Below are 21,582 nucleotides of genomic sequence, written 5' to 3'. Positions count from 1 at the left end.
CTGGTTCCCTGAACGGACCTGACCGGCCCCTCCCTGCGGGAAGGGGCCGGCCAAGTCACCTGACAACCGTCAGTACCGCGGGCTTACCACTGATACGAAGCCCCGACGCCGACGGCGGTGCTGCCGCTGCTGATGCCGACACCGGCCCGGACCTTGATGTTCTGCGTGATGCGCGCAGTGCCACCGAATGCCACGGCCTGATAGCCGGCGTAAGTCGCGCCGCCGATACCGAACGACAGCGTCTTGCCCGGGTCGACCTCGGGGATCATCGACAGCGCGGTCGCTGCCGCGACGCCGGAGTAGGCGTTGCGTGCCACCTCGTTGATCTGCCCCTGGACGCCGCCGATCGCGCTATTCAACTGGCCGACGTTGACGGCGTCGGTTGGGTCGATACCCGCCGCGACGTTGGTGATCCGGCGTTCGTTACCCTGCGAGCCGACCGACACCGTGTTGTCCTGGGTCGCCACCGAGTTCGCGCCGAGCGCCACCGAGTTCGAACCGCGCGCCACCGCACCGGCGCCGAGCGCCACCGAGTTGTCGCCCGAGGCCACCGAGTTCGCGCCGATCGCGACGGTCGGATCGGCGATCGCCTGCGCGTTGTAGCCGAGCGCGACCGAGCCGGCATAGGTCGCCGTGGCCCGGAAGCCGATCGCCGTGGTATCCGTGCCGCTCGCCACGGCGTTTGAGCCGTAGGCCGTGGCGCCGTCGCCCTGCGCCTTGGCGCAAAGCCCCGTGCCCGTGGCGTCCACGCCCGACACCGAAGTGCAGGACGACGCATCGACGTTGCTGATCGCGCCGCCCGTCTGCCCCTGTGTCTGCACCGTGCCGTCGGCGTTGCGGCCGCCGGAGAGCACGCCGCCGAACGCATCGCCGGCCGAGTTCGCCGAGCTGATCATCGAGACGACCGGCTCGACCGAGGTCGAGATCGAGTTGACCGTCGAAACCGTCGTGGACAGCCCCGTCGACAGCGAACTCATGCCGGTCGAAACCGAGCTGGCGGTCGAAAGCGCGTCGCCGATCCCGGTCGACAGGCTGGCCACCGTGCTGTTGGTCGTCGAAAGACCCGTCGAGAGCGAGCCGATGCCCGCGGAACTCGATACCGACAGCGAAGCCATGTTGCTGTCCGTCGTCGACAGGCCCGTCGAAAGCGAACCGATGCCGACCGAGGCCGAGGCCGACAGCGAAGTCACGTTGCTCCCGGACGTCGAGACGATCGTGGACAACGACGCGATGCCGGTCGAGCTCGACGTCGACAGCGAGGCCACGTTGCTGTTCGCCGTGTCGAGGCCCGTGGACAACGAGGAAAGGCCCGTCGAAGTCGAGACCGACAGCGAGGTCACATTGCTGTTCGTCGTCGACAGGCCGGTGGACAGCGACGAGATGCCCGTGGAACTCGACGTCGAGAGCGAGGCCACGTTGCTGTTCGTCGTGTTGAGGCCGGTCGAAAGCGAGCCGATGCCAGCCGAGGTCGATGCCGAGAGGCTCGTCATGCCGCTGGCCGTCGTCGAGAGGCCGGTCGAGAGCGAGGCGAGGCCCGTCGAACTCGACACCGACAGCGAAGCCACGTTGCTGTTCGCCGTCGAAAGACCCGTCGAGAGCGAGCTCGCGCTGCTCGAAGCCGACACCGACAGCGACGTCATGTTGCTATTGGTCGTATCGAGACCGGTGGACAACGAGGCGATACCCGTCGAAGACGACGCGGACAGGTCCGTCACGCCAGCCGACAGCGAGGTGATGCCGCTGTTGGCCGTGGACAGCCCCGTGGAGAGCGACGACGCGGTCGTGGACGACGACACCGACAGCGAAGCCATGTTGCTGTTCGTCGTCGACATGCCCGTCGAGAGCGAGGCAACGCCCGTCGAGGCCGAGAGCGACAGGCTGGAGACGGTGCCGTTCGTGGTCGAGAGCCCCGTGGACAACGACGAGACGCCCGTCGAGGTCGAAACGGATAGCGTGACGACGTTCGTGGACAGCACGGTCATGCCTGTCGAGAGCGACACGAAGCCCGTCGACAACTGGTTGAAGCCCGTGGCGGTCGAAACCGACAGGTCGGCCAGGCCGCTGTTGGTCGTCGAGAGGCCGCTCGACAGCGAGAAGACGCTGTTCGAGGTCGAGGACGACAGGCCGGTCAGGTTGCTGTCGGTCGTCGAAAGCCCCGTCGAGAGCGAGGCGACGCCCGTCGAACTCGACGTGGACAGCGAGGCCACGTTGCTGTCGGTCGTCGAGAGCACTGTCGAGAGCGAGCTGACGCCTGTCGAGGACGATACCGACAGCGACGCGACGTTGCTGTTCGTCGAATCGAGGCCGGCCCCGAGCGAGGAGATGCCGGTCGAAGCCGAGGTCGACAGGCTCACCACGCCCGCGGACAGCGTCGTGATGCCTGCGTTGGCCGAGGACAGCCCGCTCGAGAGCGACGCCGTGGTCGTGGAGGTCGATACGGACAGGCTCGACACATTGCTGGCCGTCGTCGAAAGGCCCGTCGAAAGCGACATGACGCCGGTCGAGGACGACACCGACAACGACGCGACGTTGCTGTTCGTCGTGGAAAGACCGGTCGAGAGCTGGACGACGCCCGTGGAAGCCGAAACCGACAGCGAAGCGACGTTGCTGTTGGTCGTGGACAGCCCCGTCGACAGCACCGACACGCTGCTGCTGGTCGTCGAGAGACCCGTCGAGAGGCTGCTGATGTTCTGGTTCGCGACCGCGAGGCCCGTCGAAGTCGACGCGGACAGCGCGACGACGCCCGTCGAAAGCGAAGCGACGCCCGTCGAGGCCGAAACCGAGAGCTGGCCGACCGCGCTGTTCGTGGTCGAAAGTCCCGTCGAGAGCGAGGTCATGCCCGTCGAGCTCGACACCGACAGCGACGCGACATTGCTGGTCGTCGTCGAAAGACCGGTCGAGAGCGAGGTCATGCCCGTCGAGGAGGATACCGACAGCGAGGCAACCGTGCTGTTCGTGGTCGACAGGCCCGACGACAGCGTGGACACGGTGCTGGTAGTGCTCGACAGCCCCGTCGACAGGCTACCGACGTTGGTATTGACCGTCGAAAGTCCCGTCGAGGTCGACGCCGACAGCGCGTTCACGCTCGTCGAGAGCGAGCCCGCGCTGGTCGATGCCGAGGACGAAAGCGACGCCACGTTGCTGCTTGCCGTCGCAACGACCGTCGAAAGCGAGTTGATGCCGGTCGAAGCCGACACCGACAGCGAAGCCACGTTGCTGTTCGTCGTCGAAAGACCGGTCGAGAGCTGGACGACGCCCGTCGAAGCCGACACCGACAGCGAGGCGACGTTACTGTTGGTCGTGGACAGCCCCGTCGACAGTACCGCCACGCTGCTGCTGGTCGTCGAGACGCCGGTCGAGAGGCTGCTGATGTTCGTGTTGGCCGTCGAAAGCCCGGTCGAGGTCGAAGCCGAGAGTGCGGTCACGCCGGACGAGAGCGACGCGAAACCCGTCGAAGCCGAGGACGACAGTACGGAGACGTTGCTGTTCGTCGTCGAGAGACCCGTGGACAGTTGAGCCACGTTGCCTTCGGCCGTCGAGAGGCCCGTCGAAAGGCTGCCGACGCTCGAACCGACCGTCGAAAGCCCCGTCGAGACGGAGGCCGACAGCGAATGGTTGCCCGTGGACAGCGACGCGATGCCGGCCGAGGTCGAAGACGACAGGCTCGCCACGTTGCTTTGCGCGGTCGAAAGGCCGGTGGACAGCGACGAAGCCGAGGTCGAGCTCGATACCGACAGGCTGGCGAAGTTGCTGGTCGTCGTGCTCAGCGACGTGGAAAGCGTGTCGATGCCCGTCGACGCCATCGTGGACAACGAGGCCACGGTGCTGTTGGTCGTCGAAAGCCCCGTCGAGAGGATGGCGGCGCCGGTCGAAACCGAGGCCGAGATGGACGCCATGCTGCTGCCCACCGTCGAGACGCTGTTCGACAGCAGCGCTTCGCTCGACGACGTGGCCGTCGAGAGGCTGCCGAGGCCCGTCGACAGCGAAGTCGTCGCGGTCGACATCGAGGCGGACAGGCCGAGAAGGCCCGTGGACAACTGCGAGACGGTGCCGCTCATGGTCGAGAAGCCCGTCGACAGGCTGCCGATGCTCACGTTCGCGGTGGAAAGGCCCTCCGCCGTGGATGCGGACAGCGTGTTCACGCCGGAAGACAGCGAGGCGACCGTGCTGTTGGTCGTGAGGAGCCCCGTCGAGAGCGAATACACGCCGGTCGAGAGCGAACCGATGCCCGTGGAGGCGACGGTGGACAGGCTGGCGACCGTATCGTTGGTGTTGGCCAGCCCCGTCGAGAGCGAGGTAACGCCGGTGGACAGCGAACCGAGGCCGGTCGAAACCGAATTCAGGCTCGTCGAGATCGAACCGAGGCTCGTGGACGTCGAACCGGAAAGCGCGGCGAGGTCCGTCGAGGTGGACGACGAAAGCGAACTGAGGCCGGTCGACAGCGTGCCCATGCTCGAGGCGGTCGCGGTCGAAAGACTTGCAACGCCGCTGTCGGCCCCGACGATGCCCGTGGAAAGCGAAGCGACGCCCGCGGCCGTCGCCGTGGACAGCGAGCCCAACTGACTGTAATTCACGGCGTCGAGCGGATCGACGCCGGCCGCGACGTTCGTCAGCGTGACGGGCGTCGTGGCGCTGGCGCCGCCGAGCGTGACGTGCGTATGCGCCGTGTCGTCGTAGAGCACCGAATTGGTGGCGGCGAACGAGATGCTGGCGAGGGCGGTGCTGGTGGAGGACGATAGCTGGGAAACGGTGCTATTGGCCGTGGCGATGCCCGTCGAAAGCGAAACGGCACTCGTGGCCGCCGACGTAGACAGTGAACCCAACTGGCTGAAGTTCACCGCGTCGAGCGGGTTCGAACCGGCGGCAACGTTCGTCAGCGTGACGGGCGTCGTGGCGCCGGCGCCCCCGAGCGTCACGCCCGTATGCGTGGCGTCGTCGTACATGACCGTGGAGCCGAGCGTCGTGGACAGGCTGGCCACGTGGCTGTTGGCCGCGACGATGCTCGTGGAAAGCGAGTCCGTGCTCGACGCCGCCGCGGTGGAAAGCGAGGCCGCGCTCGACGAGGCCGTGGTGGACAGCGAGGTCAACTGCCCGAAGTTCACCGCGTCGAGCGGATTCGCGCCGGCGGCAACGTTCGTCAGCGTGACGGGCGTCGTCGCACCGGCGCCGCCGAGCGTCGCGCTCTCGTGCGTGGCGTCGTCGTACATCACCGCGGAGCCAAGCGTTGTGGACAGCGAGCCGACGGCCGTACTGGTCGATTGCGACAGCACGGTCAGGTTGCTGTTCGTCGTGGCAATGCCCGTCGAGAGCGAGTCGATGCCCGTGGACGTCGACGTCGAGAGGTTCGACACCGTGCTGTTGGTCGTCGAAAGACCCGTCGAGAGCGAGGAGACGTCCGCCGCCTCCGTCGTCGAGAGGCTGACGATGCCGGTCGAAAGGCTCGAATTGCTCGTGCTCAACTGCGAGACGGTCACGGCATCCGTGGGATCGGAGCCGTCCGCGACGTTGGTGATGCGGCGCAGGTTGTCGGAACTGCCGACCGACACCTCGCCCGACGGCGCGGCCTGGTTGGTCATGTAACCGGTGCCGGCCGGCGCGGCGGCGCCCGTCGAGCTGTTGTAGCCGATGGCCACGCTGCCGTCGTAAAGCGCCTGGGCGCCGTTGCCGACGGCGACGGTATTGTCGCCCGAGGCGGTTGCCGTGTAGCCAAGCGCGACGGCTGCGTTGCCCGAGGCCGTCGTCTGCGCGCCGATGGCGATCGCGCTGGTGCTAGACGCACTCGCAAGCGTGCCCACCGCGATCGTATCCTGCGCCGACGCGCCGGCCAGCGTGCCGAAAGCCAGCGCACCCGCGCCGCTCGCGTTGGCATAGACGCCGAGCGCCTGGGACGTCGGGCCGCTCGAATTGGCGCCCCATCCGATGGCGCCGGAGCCGAGGCCCGTCGCGTGCGCGTCGCACGATTCCGCGAACGAATTCAGACCGTAAGCCTCCGTCCGGAAGGCCGTGGTGCCGTTATAGGTGAATTGCACGGTGCCCGACGTCCCCGTCGACCAGGTGTTCGGATTAGCCCTGCTCGTCGGATTCTGGTTGTAGGTGTTGCCCGTGCCCTGCGCCGAAGTCGTCGGGTTCGAGAAACCGTAGAGCCCGTTATTGCTGGTGCCGGACCCGTAGATCATGGAAAGATTCGTCTGGCCGCTGGCCGGCGAGAGTCTCGTGCAGTCGCCGTCGCCAACCATGGCGATGGCGTTGCCCGACGCGATCGCGCCACCGCTGGTTCCGTTCGAACTGGAATTCGAGTGCGAATTGCCGTTGCCGGCCGACACCAGACCGCCCCCGTCGGCTATCGCGACCGACGCATAAACGTCGCCGGAGGGAACAAGCTGCATGCCGGCCAGCGCGATCGATGTCGCCACCAGCGCCGCAACCTTCTTCGACCGGGTCCGCTTTCCCCTCGCGCTATCCACTTCGGATACGGCGACCCAGGCCCCCAGCGCTTCGTTATAGACACTTCTGTAGCTCTTATTCATCCCCACCCCCGATGGCGAAACAACCCCCAATCCAGAATTTCAAAGACACCCCAACCACCTTTAATTTCATTTAGTTAAACGAAATGAATGCCTTTTACCTATCTCATTTAAGGCAGCAATCAAATCACCACGATCAATTTACAAATATCTACTTCGATATCTATATTTTTATAAACAGCAGAGCAATTTATCTTTTAGCGCACCCGGAATTTATCGACCTACGCCCAAAGTGAGATTGACCTCGATCAACCCGGAATTCAGATCCAAATTCCACCTGAATATTGTTGACAAACAAAATTCTCAACACGAAATAGAACATCGACAAACATGCCATTTATAAAATCGACCACCTTTTTCAAAGGGCAAAATAACCCCCTTCCCAATGACAAGCATGGGCGACTATTTATCCGTCGACTCAATATGAATGACACGCCAAAACGGATCGTCCGTCAGGCGTATTCAGCCAATGCAATAAAGAATAAATCCCCGATGAATGCAGAAATTCCCGCAGCACTTAATGCGGCGCATGTCCACCCACTGCCTGGGGAAACCGGCGTGTGACACCTTTCATGAATTCGTGCGCCTCCAGCACCACTCCGCGAGGCAACCCCGCGAGATCGGCCGCGGCCGCCTGCTCCGGTATCACGCCCACGCCCTGACCAACGGCCATCCAGCTCGTGAAATCGAAGTGCATGACGTGGCCGGCTCGGTAGGCATTCAGATCCACGGTTCTCGGCAACCGGTGCTGCCACGCCTCCTTCAGCGCCGCATAGCTCTCCGGCAATGCCTGAGACGTGACGTCGCGCCAGAAAGCCGTATCGCGCCGCCGAACGTCGTAGTGCAGGCGCAGAAAATCGCGAATGCCTTCCCAGTCGAGCCTGTTGCGGTGGTTGAACGTGCGGATCGTCGTTCTCGGCACGACGTAACCGCTGGCCGCGACCGTATCGCCGAATGCACAAACCTGTCCGAGCATTTGCCCGATCGACGTTGCCTCGAGCGGCTCGATGAAGCCCGACGCCAGGCCCACGGCCATGACGTTACCGACCCAGACGTCTTCGAAGTGCCCAGCGCTGAAACTGATCGTGCGCTCCGGCTCGACCTTCTGGCCGAGCCGAGCCTCGATTTCCGCCAGCGCTTCGTCTTCTCCGATATGCGCACTCGAAAAAACGTAGCCGCACCCCACTCGCTCGTGTTCCGGGATCTGCCACATCCAGCCGGCGTTCATCGCCAGCGAGCGTGTCACGAGACGCGGATTCTTGCGCGGGTGCGCGATATAGAACGGAATCGCACGGTCGAGAATCAGATGTTCGCCGAACGAGCGCATCGGCATCCCGTAGGTTCGCTGAAGCGCCATGCGTGCGAAGCCGGAGGCATCGACCATGAAGTCGACCGGCAACAGCGCCTCCTCGCCTTCGAGCCGGAGGCCACGCACCCATCCGCTCTCCGATGCAACGTCGAGGCCAAGCACGTTCGCCGTGCGCAGCGCAATGCCGCGACTTGTCGCCACCTGCTTGAGCCAGGCCGCTACCCGATGTGCATCGAAGTGCATGGACGCGGGCATTCTCTCGCCGGCCGACGCCCGCGCCGCCCGCACCTCGTCCTGCGACGCGTTGTCGAGAATGAGCGGGAGCGAATCGACCGCATACTGGACGCCGATCCCATGGGCGACAAGCATGGCCCACCAGGGCACGATACTATCGACCGATTGCCTGTCGACTCGTTGCGGCACGTGATGAAACAGGTGATAGAAAGTCTCGTCGTCGCGCCCGGTGTTCCATCCCGCATACTCGAAACCCAACTTGATGACGGCGCCCGTCTTGCTGGCGAACTCGTCTTCGTCGATTCCGTAACGCTGCAGCGCCGCCGGCAAGTTCAGAATACCGCCCTCGCCGACGCCGATCACGCTGACTCGCGGCGACTCGACCACCGTAATCGAAGCCCGCTCGCCAAAGAGACGATGCAACTCGAGCGCGGCAAACCATCCAGCGGTTCCGCCCCCCAGGACGACAAAGTCGCGCATTGCCCGGAAATTCAGCATCTCGTATCCCTATTCGATAAATGCGGCCACCATCTCGGGGCCGCAGCAGGCGTTATCGCCCCGACTTCATGCCGATTACGCGCCGTCCGGCACCTGCTCGTCGGCGCCGGAATTCAGGTCGTGTTGAAGCGCGCGCAAGTGGCTTTGCGCGCCCTCGAAATCCGGGCGCAGCGTGATGGCTGTCCGGAAGGCCAGCTCGGCCGCCTCGAACCGACCGGTCTGGTATAGCAACAGGCCCAGTCCGTCATGCAGCTCCGCGGATTCGGGCATGAGGCGCACGGCTGCGCGCAACGCCACCTCCGACTCGGAATAGCGGCCGGCATCGCGAAGCAGATTGCCCAGGTTGCCGTGCGGTTCGCCCCGCTCGGCGTCTAGCGCAATGGCTTGTCGAAAGGCAGCCTCGGCTTCTTTCGTTTTCTTCGACTCGGTCAGCAGAATGCCGAGATTGTTGTAGTCCTCGACCTGGGGCGCCGGACGCAACGCAATGGCTTTGCGCTGGGCCGTCTCCGCTTCGGCCTGGCGTCCATCGCGTTTGAGTACGATCGACAAGTTGTAGAAAGCACTAGCATAGGAAGGCTGACAGGCAATCGCCTTCTCGAATGCCTGCCCGGCCTCCTCCAGACTGCCCCCGGACAGCAGAACCACGCCGAGGTCGTGATGTGCCTGCGCGTACCCGGGCTTCAGGTCGATCGCCTGGCGATACGACTGGCGCGCCTCGCTCTCGCGACCCGTCTCCCGGTACAGAGTGGCAAGGCTGAAATGAATTTCGGCGTTGTCGGGACGAAGCGCCTTCGCCTTCAGCCAGGACGCCTCCGCCGCCGCATGCTGCGCCTGCCCGTACAGAGCCGTGGCCAGATTGAAATGCGCCTCGACCAGATCGGGCTTGGCCGCAATCGCGCGGCGATAAAAATCGATAGCCGGATCGACATGCCCCTCGATCGCCTGCAGCAATCCGAGATTGCTCAGCGTCTCCGCCTTTTCGGGTTGCATGCCGAGTGCGTCGGTCAGTAACTGTCGCGCATCGGCCAGCCTTCCAGCCTGCATGTGCTGCAATGCCCGCCGGTTGAGCGCGTCGACTTCGGCATTCGTCGCGGCAGCGGATGACTTTCCGCTGCCGCCAGATGCCGAAGGCTTCTTTTCTGCGTTCTTCATGATGATCGGTCAAACGTATGCTTCGCGAGCCGTATGCTGCGGAATTCGGCGGACTCGATAATTTCGAATCGCGTCGCGATACGGCATCGACGCGTCGCCGCGTCATTCGCGCACCGAAAATCGGCTTCGAATGGAAATAGAAAAGACGGCGCGCCCGGCTTCCTTGCCAAGCCCCGCCAGAGGCGCTCACGGCTTGTCGACGGTATAAGCCACGTCGTGCCAGCGCCGCGACGTTTTAGAGCCCAAGTGATTAACCGGATAACGGCCGTTTTGCAATTCGGCCAGGGCTAACGCGTCAAGAGAGGGATCGCCGCAACTACGCTTGAGTTGCACGCCCTGCACCCGCCCTGCATCATCGAGCAGTATGCGTACCAGCACACGCCGGCCGCCGGACCCCGACGACTTGACCGCCACCCGGGCAAGGAGACTGTCCAGCAATGCCATCCGTCAACTTCCCTGCCCGGCCAACACCTGGAATTCAGTTCCGGCCATTAATCGAAACCTCGACGCGCCGGTTCTCCGCACGGCCCGCCGGTGTCGCATTGGAGGCCACCGGGTTCGCACTGCCGAAACCCTTGATCTCGTACTGCTGTGCCGACAACCCGTGGGCAACGAACCAGGACTGCACGGACCGGGCACGCGCGAGCGAGAGTCGCCTGTTCAATTCGGCCGGCCCGGTCGAGTCCGTGTAGCCGTCGATCTTGACCACGACCGGCACGGCGCCGACGCTGGCGACGACAAGCCGATCCAGCACAGCCGTTGCGTCAGACGTCAAATCGGCCTTACCGGTCGCGAAATGGGCATTGCCGCTCAGCGCGAGCTGACGCGGCACCTCGGCTCGCGGCGGCTGAGGCTGAGGTTGGGCCTGCGGAGGTTGCGGTTGAGGTTGCGCCGGCACGCCGCACTGGAAGGTATATTCGCGTAACCCACCGACAACGCTGGGCTGAGCGGACGAGACGACCTGAACCGGCTGCTTGCCGCAAATCTCGCGCGCCCGGGTCATGCAGGTTTCGGACGATTCGAACAGCCCGGCGCACTGCACGCGCCAGGCCTTGACGTTGCCGCTCAGCGTCACGGACGCGCTGTTCTGCAGCGGACCGGACCAGGACGAGCATCCAGCCAGAAAAGACATCGACAAAACGGCGACGATTGCGGGCAACAAGCCTGTTTTCATGATTCGGGATACCGGATAGACACCGGATGTAATGGGCCAGATTCGCTACGCCACCGGGTACGGCCTGCAATTCGTTTCAGGTGGCGAACTCGAAAAATTACCGAGAACCTGATATCCGCGAAATTATTGCAATCGAATGGATTTCGTTGAATAGAACGGATTCTATTTTTGTAGATGCCGTGCCGGCCGAGCGCCGCACGCCGGCCTTCCGCGCGTCCGGGGCCGATTCGCGCCCGCCGGTGAGAAACGCGACGCGCCCGTCGGGCGCGTCGCGACCTACGATTGCGTCAGCGCCTTGAGCGCAAGCTGCGCGATGTGCAGCGTCGGGCGGCCCGCGCCCTGTTCGATCTGCTCCCGGCAACTGAACCCGTTCGTGACAACAATCGTGTCGGCGGGCGCATTGCGCACGAGCGGCAGCAACTGGCTCTCGGCGATCTTCATCGACAGGTCGTAGTGCCCGGCGTTGAAGCCGAACGAGCCGGCCATGCCGCAGCATCCGGTGTCGAGCAGCGACCAGCGCACGCCCAGCCGGTCGAGCAGCGCCGTCTCGCCCTTCATGCCGAAGAGCGACTTCTGGTGACAGTGGCCGTGCACGAGCACGTCCGCGTCGAGCGTCGGCCACGGAAACTCGGCGCGCGACACGAAATCGGCGAACAGGAACGTCTGCGCGGAAAGCCGCCGGGCGGTCGCGTCGCCGGGCAACTGCCTGAGCAGTTCGTCGCGGAAGACCGAGAGGCAGCCCGGCTCCAGCCCCACGAGCGGCACGCCCGCCTCGATCTCGGGCGCGAGCGCATCGACGGCGTCGCGCAGCAGCGCGCGGGCCTCGTCGAGCAAACCGTAGTCGTAGAGCGGCCGGCCGCAGCAGAGCCGCGCGGCCGGCACGACAACGTCGTAGCCGAGCCGGGTCAGCACGTCGAAGGCCGCCCCCGCGATCTCGGGCGAGAAATGGTCGTTGAACGTATCGACCCAGAGGACGACGCGGCCTGCCGCGCCCTGCCGTGCGCCCGAGCGCGGGGCCGGCCCGCGCGATTTCGCCTCCGCCCGGAACGTCTTCGGCGCGAAAGCGGGCAGGCGTCGTTGCGGGGCAATGCCCGCGATCCACTTGCCGATGCCCGCCAACGGTCGCGCCGACATGGCGAAATTCGCCAGACGGGGCCAGCGCGCCGCCACAGGCGCCCATTGGCCGATGCGCCCCATGAACCACGCCTGCCGCGGCCGGCGATGCTTCTCGTAGTAATGCGAAAGAAATTCCGCCTTGTACGAGGCCATGTCCGTGTGGGTGGGGCAGTCCGTGCGGCAGCCCTTGCAGGCGAGGCAGGTGTCGAGCGCCTCCTTCACCTCGGTACTGTTCCAGCCGTCGGCGATCACCTCGCCCTGGAGCATCTCCCAGAACAGGTGGGCACGGCCGCGCGTCGAGAATTTTTCCTCCCGCGTCGCGCGGAAACTCGGACACATCGTGCCGCCGTCGAGCGAGCGGCACTTGCCCATGCCGATGCAACGCTCGACGGCGCGCTGCAAGCCGTCGCCCTCGGGACTCGCGAAGGTCAGCTTCGTCGCCAGCGTGACGGGCCGGTAGCCGGGCCCCATGCGCAGGTTCTCGTCCGCGCGGTAGGCGTGGACCACCTTGCCCGGATTGAGCCGGTTCGCCGGATCCCAGATCGCCTTGAACTCCTCCATCGCGCGCATCAGCTCGGCGCTGTACATGATGGGCAGGAATTCGGCCTTGGCCTGGCCGTCGCCGTGCTCGCCCGAAAGCGAACCGCCGAAGTCGACGACGAGTTGCGCGGCCTCGCGCAGGAAGCCGCGCCACTTCAGCACGCCTTCTGCCGTGCGCAAATCGAACGTGATGCGCGCGTGCACGCACCCGTCGCCGAAATGGCCGTACAGGCTGGTCTCGTAGCCGTAGCGGTCCACGAGCGCCTGGAAATGCCGCAGATAATCGCCGAGCCGCAGCGGATCGACGGCGGCATCTTCCCAGCCGACCATCGGGTCGGGCCGCGACGCGTCGATCGAGAGCGCGACGGCGGAAGCGCCCGTCTCGCGGATCGACCAGACGCTCTGCTGCCGGCCCTTGTCCTCGACCACCATGCCGGTCACGTCCGGGCCGCCCGCGCCGCTCTCGAAGTACGCCGCCGCGGCCTCGGCCTGGCGGCGCGCGTCGGCGACCGTATCGGCGCCGAATTCGAGCACGACCCAGGCGTCGCCGGCCGGCAGCAGCGCGATCTCGTCGCGCTTCAGGCCGCGCGCCTGCAGGCCGCGAATGATGGCGCGGTCGAGCCCCTCGATCGCGATCGGACCGAAGCGGTTGAAGTGCGGCACGGCATCGGCCGCCGTGTAGATGTCGGTGAAGCCGAGCACCAGCAGCACGCGGCAGGCGGGGCTGTGCACGAGCCGCACGCGGGCCCGCAGCGTGACGGCGCAGGTGCCTTCCGTGCCGACGAGCGCGCGCGCCACGTTGAAGCCGTTTTCCGGCAGGAGCTGGTCGAGATTGAAGCCGGAGACGCGGCGTCGGATCTGCGGAAACTCGGCGCGGATACGCTCGGCGTAGCGGTCGCGCAGCGCGCGCAGTTGCGCGTAGATCTCGCCCTGCCGGCCGCCCCGTGCGATGATCTGCCCGAGCTCGTCCTCGGTCGTCGGCCCGACCCAGAAGCGCGCGCCGTCGTAGGTGGCGACCTCGAGCGCCTCGACGTTCTCGACCGTCTTGCCGGCCATCACCGAGTGCGCGCCGCACGAGTTATTCCCGATCATGCCGCCGAGCGTGCAACGGCTGTGCGTGGCCGGGTCCGGCGCGAAGGTCAGGCCGTGCCGCTCGGCCGCGTCGCGCAGCGTATCGCAGATGACGCCGGGCTCGACGAGCGCGACCTGCCGCGCGGCGTCGATCGAAACGACGCGATTGACGTACTTGCTCGTGTCGGCCACGACGGCCACGTTCACGCACTGGCCGTTCTGCGAGGTGCCGCCGCCGCGCGTGAGAAACGGCACGTCGTGGCGACGGCACACGTCGAGCGCCGCCACGAGGTCGTCGACGTCGGCGGGCACCACCGCGCCGAGCGGCACCTGGCGGTAGTTGGAGGCGTCGGACGTGTAAAGCGCCTTCGATCCGGCATCGAAACGCACTTCGCCGCGCAGCGTCGCGCGCAGCGCCGTCTCGACGGCGCGCAACAGAGCGTCGCTCGCGCGGAACGGCACCGCCGGCGACGGATCAGGCAGGCCGGGCTTCGTTCCGGCGAGAGGGGTGGAAGATTCGGTCGTGGCCATCAGATTGCCTCTCCGGCGGAAATTTCGCTCACGCGCCCGATCCGCACGGGCGGCACGAACAGCATCGACACGACCACGGCGGCGGCGACGACGAGAAGCGCGACGAACGTGACGTGCAGCGACTGCTGCAGCGCCTCGGCAATCGGCGCGCTCGCGCCTGCCCCCGGACCGCCCGGCGCGTCGAGCAGCCGGCGCAACTGCGCGGCGCTCACGGCCGGCAGGCCCTGCGCGTGGGCGAGCCCGTAGTTGAGCACGGCGCCGAACACGGTCGCGCCGAGCGTGCTGCCGAGATTGCGCGAGAAGAGGTTCGACGCGGTCGCGCTGCCGCGCTCGGACAACGCGACGATTTCCTGGACCAGCATGATGCAGCAGATGCTCGACGTGCCCATGCCGAGGCCCATCACGAGCGAGCCGACGGCGGCGAGAACCGGCGAGCTCGTCGGCCCGAGCTGGACGAACGGCAACGCGCCGAGCGGCAGGAAGAAGCTGCCGCCGATCAGGATGCGGCGCAGCCCAAGCCGGTGAAACGAGCGCGCCGCCATCGTCGCGCCGGCCGGCCAGCCCAGCATCACCATCGTGAGCGCGAGGCCCGCCACGACAGGCGAGCGGTGCAGCACGCCCTGCACGTACATCGGCAGAAACGTCGTGATGCCCATGAGGGCCATCCCGCAGAACACAGTCGCCGCGTTCGCGGCCGCGACCGGCCGGTGCGACCACAGCGAAAACGAGATCATCGGGTTGGCCGCGCGCCGCTCCTGCCAGACGAACAGCGTGCCGCAGACGACGAAGAGCGCGCATTCGAAAAGCGCGCGCGAACGGTTCGCGCCGTCGGCGTCGGTCAGCGCCATCATGAACGCGCCGATCGCGACGGTGAAGAGTGCGGCGCCGGCGAGGTCGATCGACACGCGCTCGTGCCGCTCATGCTCGTGCAGGTACAAAACGAAGCCGGCCGCCGCCGCGATGCCGATGGGCACGTTGATCCAGAAGATCCACGCCCACGACAGGTCGCGGATGATGAGGCCGCCCGCCATCGGCCCGAGCACGGCCGAAATGGCCCAGACGCTCGCGAGCCAGCCCTGCACCCTGCCGCGCTCGTGCAGCGGATAAAGATCGCCGACGATGGTCATCGAGACGGGCTGGATGGAGCCCGCGCCGATGCCCTGGATCAGGCGAAACGCGATCATCGCGGGCATCGACCACGCGAAGCCGGCCAGCACCGAGCCGACGAGGAAAATCGCGATCCCGGCCAGCATGACGGGCTTGCGCCCGTACAGGTCGGCGAGCTTGCCGAACACCACCGTCATGGCGGTCTGCGCGAGCAGGAACGAGGAGAAGACCCAGCTATAGAACCGCAGGCCGCCGAGCTGGGTGACGATCTGCGGCATCACGGTCGAGACGATGGTCGCCTCGATCGCGACCATCGACATGGCCGCCATGACCGCGGCCACGACAAGCGGCCGCGAGGTTTTCGGATGTGGTTGTGACATGGGTGGGCGCGTTGCGCGCGTGATGATGACCGGGCCTGCACGGGCGGTCCGCACGCTGCTTCACGCGGTCCGCCGGCCGGCGGCGGCACGGATCCGTCGGCCGCCGCCGGTGTCCCGCACCGGCGGCGGCGTGCCCGTTCGTCGCCGCACGGCCGAAGCGGCGATTATGACCGGTTCCGGCCCGGTTTGCAGGCACGCGCGAGGCGCGCCCCGCTCACGACGCGTCGACGGCCTCGAGCACGAGCCCGAAGAAACGGTCGGCGTGATCGGAGTTGATCCAGCGCACCACGGTGCTCAGACGGCGCTCGGGCTCGATCCACATCAGCGAGCTGCCCGCGCCGACGGCGAAGTAGCTCGAAGCCGGCAACGACGGGAAAACCTTGCGCTCGTGGTTGAGCCAGACGAGATAGCCGTAGTACGGCGCGAGCGCGCAGGGCACGCGCATGCGCCGGATCCATTCGCGCGAGATGACCTGCCTGCCGTCGACGATCCCGTCGTCGAGAAAGAGACGCGCGATCCGGCTCTGGTCTTCCGCGCTGATCGACAGGCCGCCGCCCCAGTGCGTGCCGCCCGGCACCGACTGCACGCGCCGCCCGCCGATCTCGACCCAGGCGTTGTCGTAGCCGACCCACTGCCAGTCGTCGCTCGCGCCCGCGGGCCGCGCGATCTTCTCGCGGAACACCTCCGGCAGCGGCCGGCCGAACAGGTGCAGCAGCGCGAGCGAAAACTGGTTGATGCGCACGTCGTTGTATTCCCAGTACGTGCCCGGCGTCTGCAGCGGCCGCAGGTCGCCCTTCTTGCCGTCCGGCGCCTTGCCGAACGTGACGGCGCGGTAATGGTCGGCCCGGTCGGGCAAGCCGAAGTATTCGCCGTGCCACTCGCTCGTCTGCTGGAGCAGATGCGCCCACGTCACCTGCGCGTTGTGCTCATCGTCGAAGCCGATGCCGGGCACGCGCCTGTGCACGGGCTCGTCGACGTCGGGCAGACGGCCCTCGTCGTGCGCGACGCCGGCGAGCAGCGCGAGATAGGTCTTGGCGATGCTGAAGGTCAGGTCGGGGCGGCACGGCTCGCCCCACGACTTGATGCGCTTGCCGTCGAGCTCGATCACGCCGCTCGCCGGGCCGCGGTCGTGCACGGGGCCGAGCAGCCTGTTCCACGGGGCGGGGTCTTTCTGATGGACGCCCCATACGCCGTTCACGCTGCGATCCCACGTGGATTCGTGCTCGACGGCGAACCGCACCGCTTCTTCCAGTTTCTTTTCGTTCATCCTCTGCTTCCTGTTTTACATCCTGCGGGTGTCATCTCGTCTTTTCCAGCCTAGCGCACGCCGAGCCGGCGGCGCGCCCACAGCAGGGTACACACGCTCAGCGCCGCGGTCATCATCAGATAGAAACCCGGCGCGAGGCGGTTGCCGGTCGCCGCAATCAGCGCGGTGACGGCAAAGGGCGTGAAGCCGCCGAAAATCGTCGTACCGAGGTTATAACCGAGCGCCATGCCGGTTGCACGCGTGCGAAGCGGAAAGATGTCGGACATGAGCCCCGGAATCGGCGCGAAATAGGTGGCCTTGAGCAGGCCGATCCAGACCATCGGCGCGAGCAGCGTCGCGAGCGACGGGTGCGCATTCATGACGAGGAACGCGGGATAGATCGTCACGAAGAACAGCAGCCCGGTCCTGAGCATGATGCTCAGGCGTCCCACCTTGTCGGACCAGTGGCCCACGAACGGCGTGAGCGTCATGATGACGAAGCCCGTCACGAGCGTGCCGATGAAGCCGTAGGACGGCGCGAGATGGAGCTGGCGCACCGCGTAGGTCGGCATGTAGAGAATCATGTAGTTCGCGCTCGTAGTCAGCGCGATCGAGCCGACCGAGACGAGCACGCGCGACTTCTGCGTGGCGAGCACCTCGCGCACGGGCGAAACGTCTTCGCGCACGGTTTCGTTGCGCGTGCGCTCGAATTCCGGCGTCTCGTCGGTGGTGCTGCGGATGTAGAGCCCGATGGGACCGACCAGCAGCCCGAGCAGGAACGGTACGCGCCAGCCCCAGTTGTCGATCTGCGCGCCCGTCAGCGTGGAAGTCAGGACGGTGCCGACCGCCGAGGCGATCAGCACGCTCGCGCCCTGGCTCGAGAACTGCCAGCTCGACATGAAGCCGCTGCGCTCGGGCGCGTGCTCGGTCAGGAACGCGGTGGAGCTACCGAATTCGCCGCCGGCCGAGAAGCCCTGCAGGAGACGCGAGAGGAAAATACCGAGCGGCGCGAAGAGGCCGATCGAGGCGTAATTCGGCATCAGCGCGACGAGGCCGGTGCCGATCGTCATCATCGCGACCGAGAGCATCAGCGAGGCCTTGCGGCCCTTGCGGTCGCCGTAGGAGCCGAGCACGAGCGCGCCGAGCGGCCGGACCAGGTACGAGAGCGCGAAGGTGCCGAGCGCGAGCAGCAGCGAGATGGTGCGGTCGTGCGTCGGAAAAAACTGGCGCGAGATCGGCGCGGCGAAATAACCATACACGAGCAGGTCGTACCATTCGAGGGCGTTGCCGACCGACGTGGCGACGATCAGGCGGCGTAGCTTCGCGCGCTGCCTGGGCTCAACGGATAAGCCGGCATCGGCGGCCGGGTTGGCGCTCATAAGGCATCCTCACTTTTCGTCAAGTATTGCGGGGCGGTGGCGTCGCAACGGTCTGCGGCGTCGCCCGGCGGCGGATGCGGAGACGCCGCCGGGCACGGGAAAAACGGTCAGGCCATGGCCGGCTGCTGCGCGCCTTTGCGCCGCGCGAGCAGATCGGGGCCGTCCTCACCCAGATCCCAGAAGAGTCCGGCCATGATGCGCAGTCCCTCGCGCACGACGGGCGCGAGCAGATGCTCGTTCGGCGCGTGCTGCGAACAGCCGGGATACGAGTGCGGCACCCACAGCGTGGGCAGGCCGAGCACCTGCGCGAACGCGTCGTTGGGCAGCGTGCCGCCCAGGTTTGGCAACAGCACCGGCGGCTTGCCCGTGGTCTTCAGCAGCGAAGCGAGCGCCCAGCGCACCCACAGGTCGTCCGGGTCCAGCCGCGTGGCCGGCATGCCGCGCTCCACCTCGATGCCGACGCGCTCGAAGCCGTGAGCGTCGAGATGCGCGCGCACGGCGTGCTCGAGGTTCTCCCAGTCGGTGCCGACCACGAAGCGCAGTTGCATGCAGGCGAACGCACTGGGCGGAATCGCGTTGACGGGCTTCTCGGGGTTGCCGGTCTTGAACGCCAGCACTTCCAGGTTGTTCCAGCCGAACACGCGCTCGGTCGGCGTGAGGCCGGGTTCGCCGTAATCGGCGTCGACGGCCGGCTCGCCCGGATTGCCGCCGACGCGAATGTCCGCGAGCGCGCGCCGCACCGAATCGGACAGCGCCGGCGGCCGCAGCGCGTCGACGAGAACGCGTCCGCGCGCGTCGACCATCGAGGCGATCGCGTTGGCCAGCACGACGCCGGGATTGGCGAGCAGGCCGCCCCAGTTGCCCGAGTGCTGGCCGCCTTCGCGCAAATCGAGCGTCAGGCGGAAATTCACGAGGCCGCGCGAGCCGAGGAAGACGGTCGGGCTCTCGGCCGCGATGCGCGGGCCGTCCGAGGCGACCAGCAAATCCGCGCGCAACTCGTCGCGATGGGCCTCGCAGAAGGCGTGCAGCCCCGGCGAACCGGTTTCCTCGCCGGTCTCGACGAGCACCTTCGCATTGAAGCCGAGCGAACCGCGCGTTTCGAGCACCGAGGCCAGCGCCGCGAAGTTGATGCTGTGCTGCCCCTTGTTGTCGGCCGTGCCGCGCCCGTACCAGCGCTCGCCGTCCACGGTGACGCGCCACGGCGAAAGCCCCGTGCGCCATTGATCGTCGTAGCCGCGCACCACGTCGCCGTGGCCGTAGATGAGTACGGTGGGCAGCGCGTCGCTCTCGTGCCGGTGCGCGATCAGCAACGGCCCCGCGCCTTCCACGGGGTTGTCGTAGATGCGCGAGACGAAGCGCAGGCGCGCGAGCGACGGCGCCATCTCGTCGGTCAGATAGGCGCGCAGCACGCCGGCGCGGCCGCTCTCCTGGCTCTCCGTGCGCATGGCGACGCGGCGGGCGAGCTCGGCGAGGAAGGTGCCCGAATCATGGCGGGCGGCGGCATGTCGAATGGCGGATTCGCGACTCACGTATCACTCCGGCGTCAAGCTGGGTCTGGGCGCCGAGGCGCGAACAGATGTTGTATGCACCGATGGTATACAGGCCAAATTTGCTGACAATCACAATATTTTCAAAGAATGCTTCGCAAAACGGCAAAGCGTAGAATGGCCTGCCATGCACAACGTCGCGCTCACCTACTTTCTGGAAGTCGCTCGCACCGGCTCGCTCAGCAAGGCCTCGGAGCGGCTGCACATTGCCGTCTCCGCGCTGAGCCGGCAGATCGCCAAGCTCGAAAGCGAGTTCGGCACGCCGCTCTTCGAAAGGCGTCCGCGCGGCATGGTGTTGAGCGAAGCCGGCCGCCTGCTCGCGGCCCACGCGCAACGCGCGGCGCTCGAATCGGAGCGCGTGTCCGGGGAAATTCGCGGCCTCACGGCGGCCGGCCGCGCGACCATTCGCGTCGCGAGTTCGGAGGGCGTCGCGCACGACCTCGTGCCGCGCGTCTTCGCGCGCTTTCACAAGCGTTATCCGCTTACGCACCTGCATCTGGAAGTGGCTTCGCCGACAGTGGCGACGGCGCGCGTGCGCGAGGGCAGCGCCGACATCGCCGTGTGCTTCAGCATTTCGCCCGAGCGCGACGTTTCCGTTCATCACGCGCAGCGCGCGCCGATCTTCGCGCTCGTGCGCACGGGCCATCCGCTCGCGCGGCGCGAGTCGGTGATGCTGACCGACCTCGCGCCCTACCCGCTCGCGCTGCCGACGCCGGGCGTGACGCTGCGCCAGTTGTTCGACCTGTGCAGCAGCCTGCACGGGCTCCTGCTCGAACCCGTGTTTCTCAGCAACTATCACCCGGCGCTCTGCAACTTCGTCCAGCAGAGCGACGGCGTCACGATCGCGGGGTTCCTGACCGTGCGCAGCCGCCTGCAGCGCGACCAGCTCGCCGCCGTGCCGATCGATCACCCGGAGCTGCATCAGCGCACGCTGCAGGTGCAGACGATGGCCGGCCGCACGCTGCCGGCCCCAGTCGCGAAGTTTCTCGACGCGCTCATCGAGGCGATACGCGAGCCGTCCGCGCTCGACGAAGCGTAAGCGCGTCGCGACGGCGGCCTGCCGCCATCGCTATCGAACCCTGAGCGGGCAACCCTGAGGAAAGCGAACCGTTGCTCGCGGGGATGCCCTCTTCAGGCGCCCGGAGAACGCAGTGTGAGCAGGTTCTTCACCTGCCTCACGCCCGAGACGTTCTGGGCCGCCCGGGCGGCACGCTCGACCTGCGATTGCTCGGGCACGGTGCCCTCGAGCGTCACGACGCCGCTATGCGCCCGGACGACGATGCGGGACACGTCGAGGCTGTTCACTCTCGCGAGCGCCCAGCGCACGCGGCGCGCCAACGCCCGGTTGGCGTCCCGCGCGGTCCGCCGGCGGTGAACCCTCGCCTTCGCTTTCGTTGGAGCATTGCCGGGCACGCCCGACGCGGCCGGCGCGCCAGGCGCAGCTTGCGCGGAACCCGGGGCCGCCGCCGGCGCGGAAGCCTGGGCCTGCGCATGCAGCGAGGCCGCCACGAGCAGCACGCCGCCGATCTGTCTCAATGTCCGGATTGATTTCATCCTGTTTCTCCCTTTTTCATCGTCTGTACGTCCGCCTCGAACCCCTGTCCGGCGATCGATGCGGCCGGCCCGATCCGCGCCGCAAATAGGGCGACAATATCGCTTTTCGGGCCGATCCGTAATCTGGATGTACGGAACGCGAGCCCGGCTCCGATATAGCCGCATCAGATTTGCATGTGATCTTTCGTTGGTTCGTCGGTACGGCGTCTTTCTCTACAGT

The 21,582-nt window shown here is 66.6% G+C and carries 12 protein-coding genes; 1 reads left to right on the top strand and 11 read right to left on the bottom strand.

Annotated features, from left to right (window positions below):
* Positions 1-83: 83 nt before the first annotated feature.
* The 10 genes from CY652_RS01315 to CY652_RS01270 form a co-directional block, all read right to left on the bottom strand.
* Complete coding sequence (locus CY652_RS01315; RefSeq protein WP_102128864.1) at positions 84-6,527, bottom strand: YadA-like family protein; 6,444 nt, start codon at positions 6,525-6,527, stop codon at positions 84-86.
* A gap of 514 nt (positions 6,528-7,041) precedes the next feature.
* Positions 7,042-8,565, bottom strand: coding sequence for a tryptophan 7-halogenase (locus tag CY652_RS01310; protein ID WP_102128863.1), 1,524 nt, complete (start codon positions 8,563-8,565; stop codon positions 7,042-7,044).
* A gap of 75 nt (positions 8,566-8,640) precedes the next feature.
* Positions 8,641-9,717 carry a tetratricopeptide repeat protein gene (locus CY652_RS01305; protein WP_102128862.1) on the bottom strand — a complete coding sequence of 359 codons (1,077 nt, stop codon included), beginning with the start codon at positions 9,715-9,717 and terminating at the stop codon, positions 8,641-8,643.
* Positions 9,718-9,903: 186 nt separating this feature from the next.
* Positions 9,904-10,161 carry an energy transducer TonB family protein gene (locus CY652_RS01300; protein ID WP_102128861.1) on the bottom strand — a complete coding sequence of 86 codons (258 nt, stop codon included), beginning with the start codon at positions 10,159-10,161 and terminating at the stop codon, positions 9,904-9,906.
* A gap of 34 nt (positions 10,162-10,195) precedes the next feature.
* Positions 10,196-10,891: an OmpA family protein gene (locus CY652_RS01295; RefSeq protein ID WP_258002138.1), complete on the bottom strand. Its 696-nt coding sequence runs from the start codon at positions 10,889-10,891 to the stop codon at positions 10,196-10,198.
* Between the two features lie 276 nt (positions 10,892-11,167).
* On the bottom strand, positions 11,168-14,149 hold the full coding sequence (locus CY652_RS01290; RefSeq protein WP_102128860.1) for an FAD-binding and (Fe-S)-binding domain-containing protein: 2,982 nt from the start codon (positions 14,147-14,149) through the stop codon (positions 11,168-11,170).
* Positions 14,149-15,636: an MDR family MFS transporter gene (locus tag CY652_RS01285; protein ID WP_102128859.1), complete on the bottom strand. Its 1,488-nt coding sequence runs from the start codon at positions 15,634-15,636 to the stop codon at positions 14,149-14,151. Before CY652_RS01285 ends, CY652_RS01290 begins: the two co-directional genes overlap by 1 nt.
* Positions 15,637-15,850: 214 nt before the next feature.
* Complete coding sequence (locus CY652_RS01280; RefSeq protein ID WP_102128858.1) at positions 15,851-16,903, bottom strand: serine hydrolase domain-containing protein; 1,053 nt, start codon at positions 16,901-16,903, stop codon at positions 15,851-15,853.
* A gap of 50 nt (positions 16,904-16,953) precedes the next feature.
* Positions 16,954-18,261: an MFS transporter gene (locus CY652_RS01275; RefSeq protein ID WP_102128857.1), complete on the bottom strand. Its 1,308-nt coding sequence runs from the start codon at positions 18,259-18,261 to the stop codon at positions 16,954-16,956.
* A gap of 107 nt (positions 18,262-18,368) precedes the next feature.
* Entirely contained in the window at positions 18,369-19,790 is a 1,422-nt protein-coding gene (locus tag CY652_RS01270) for a M20 family metallopeptidase (RefSeq protein ID WP_102128856.1), read from the bottom strand.
* Between the two features lie 145 nt (positions 19,791-19,935).
* Between CY652_RS01270 and CY652_RS01265 the strand changes: the two genes are divergently transcribed.
* Positions 19,936-20,847 (top strand): LysR family transcriptional regulator, encoded by a 912-nt coding sequence (locus CY652_RS01265; RefSeq protein WP_102128855.1) that lies wholly within the window; start codon positions 19,936-19,938, stop codon positions 20,845-20,847.
* A 92-nt stretch (positions 20,848-20,939) separates the two neighbouring features.
* Here CY652_RS01265 and CY652_RS01260 read toward each other — a convergent pair whose 3' ends face one another.
* Positions 20,940-21,362: a BON domain-containing protein gene (locus tag CY652_RS01260; protein ID WP_102128854.1), complete on the bottom strand. Its 423-nt coding sequence runs from the start codon at positions 21,360-21,362 to the stop codon at positions 20,940-20,942.
* Between the last annotated feature and the right edge of the window lie 220 nt (positions 21,363-21,582).

The organism is Burkholderia sp. WAC0059 (genome assembly GCF_002870125.1).
Classification (GTDB): domain Bacteria; phylum Pseudomonadota; class Gammaproteobacteria; order Burkholderiales; family Burkholderiaceae; genus Paraburkholderia.
The sequence above is the reverse complement of the archived record's forward strand: the minus strand, read 5'-3'. Positions and strand labels throughout refer to the sequence as shown.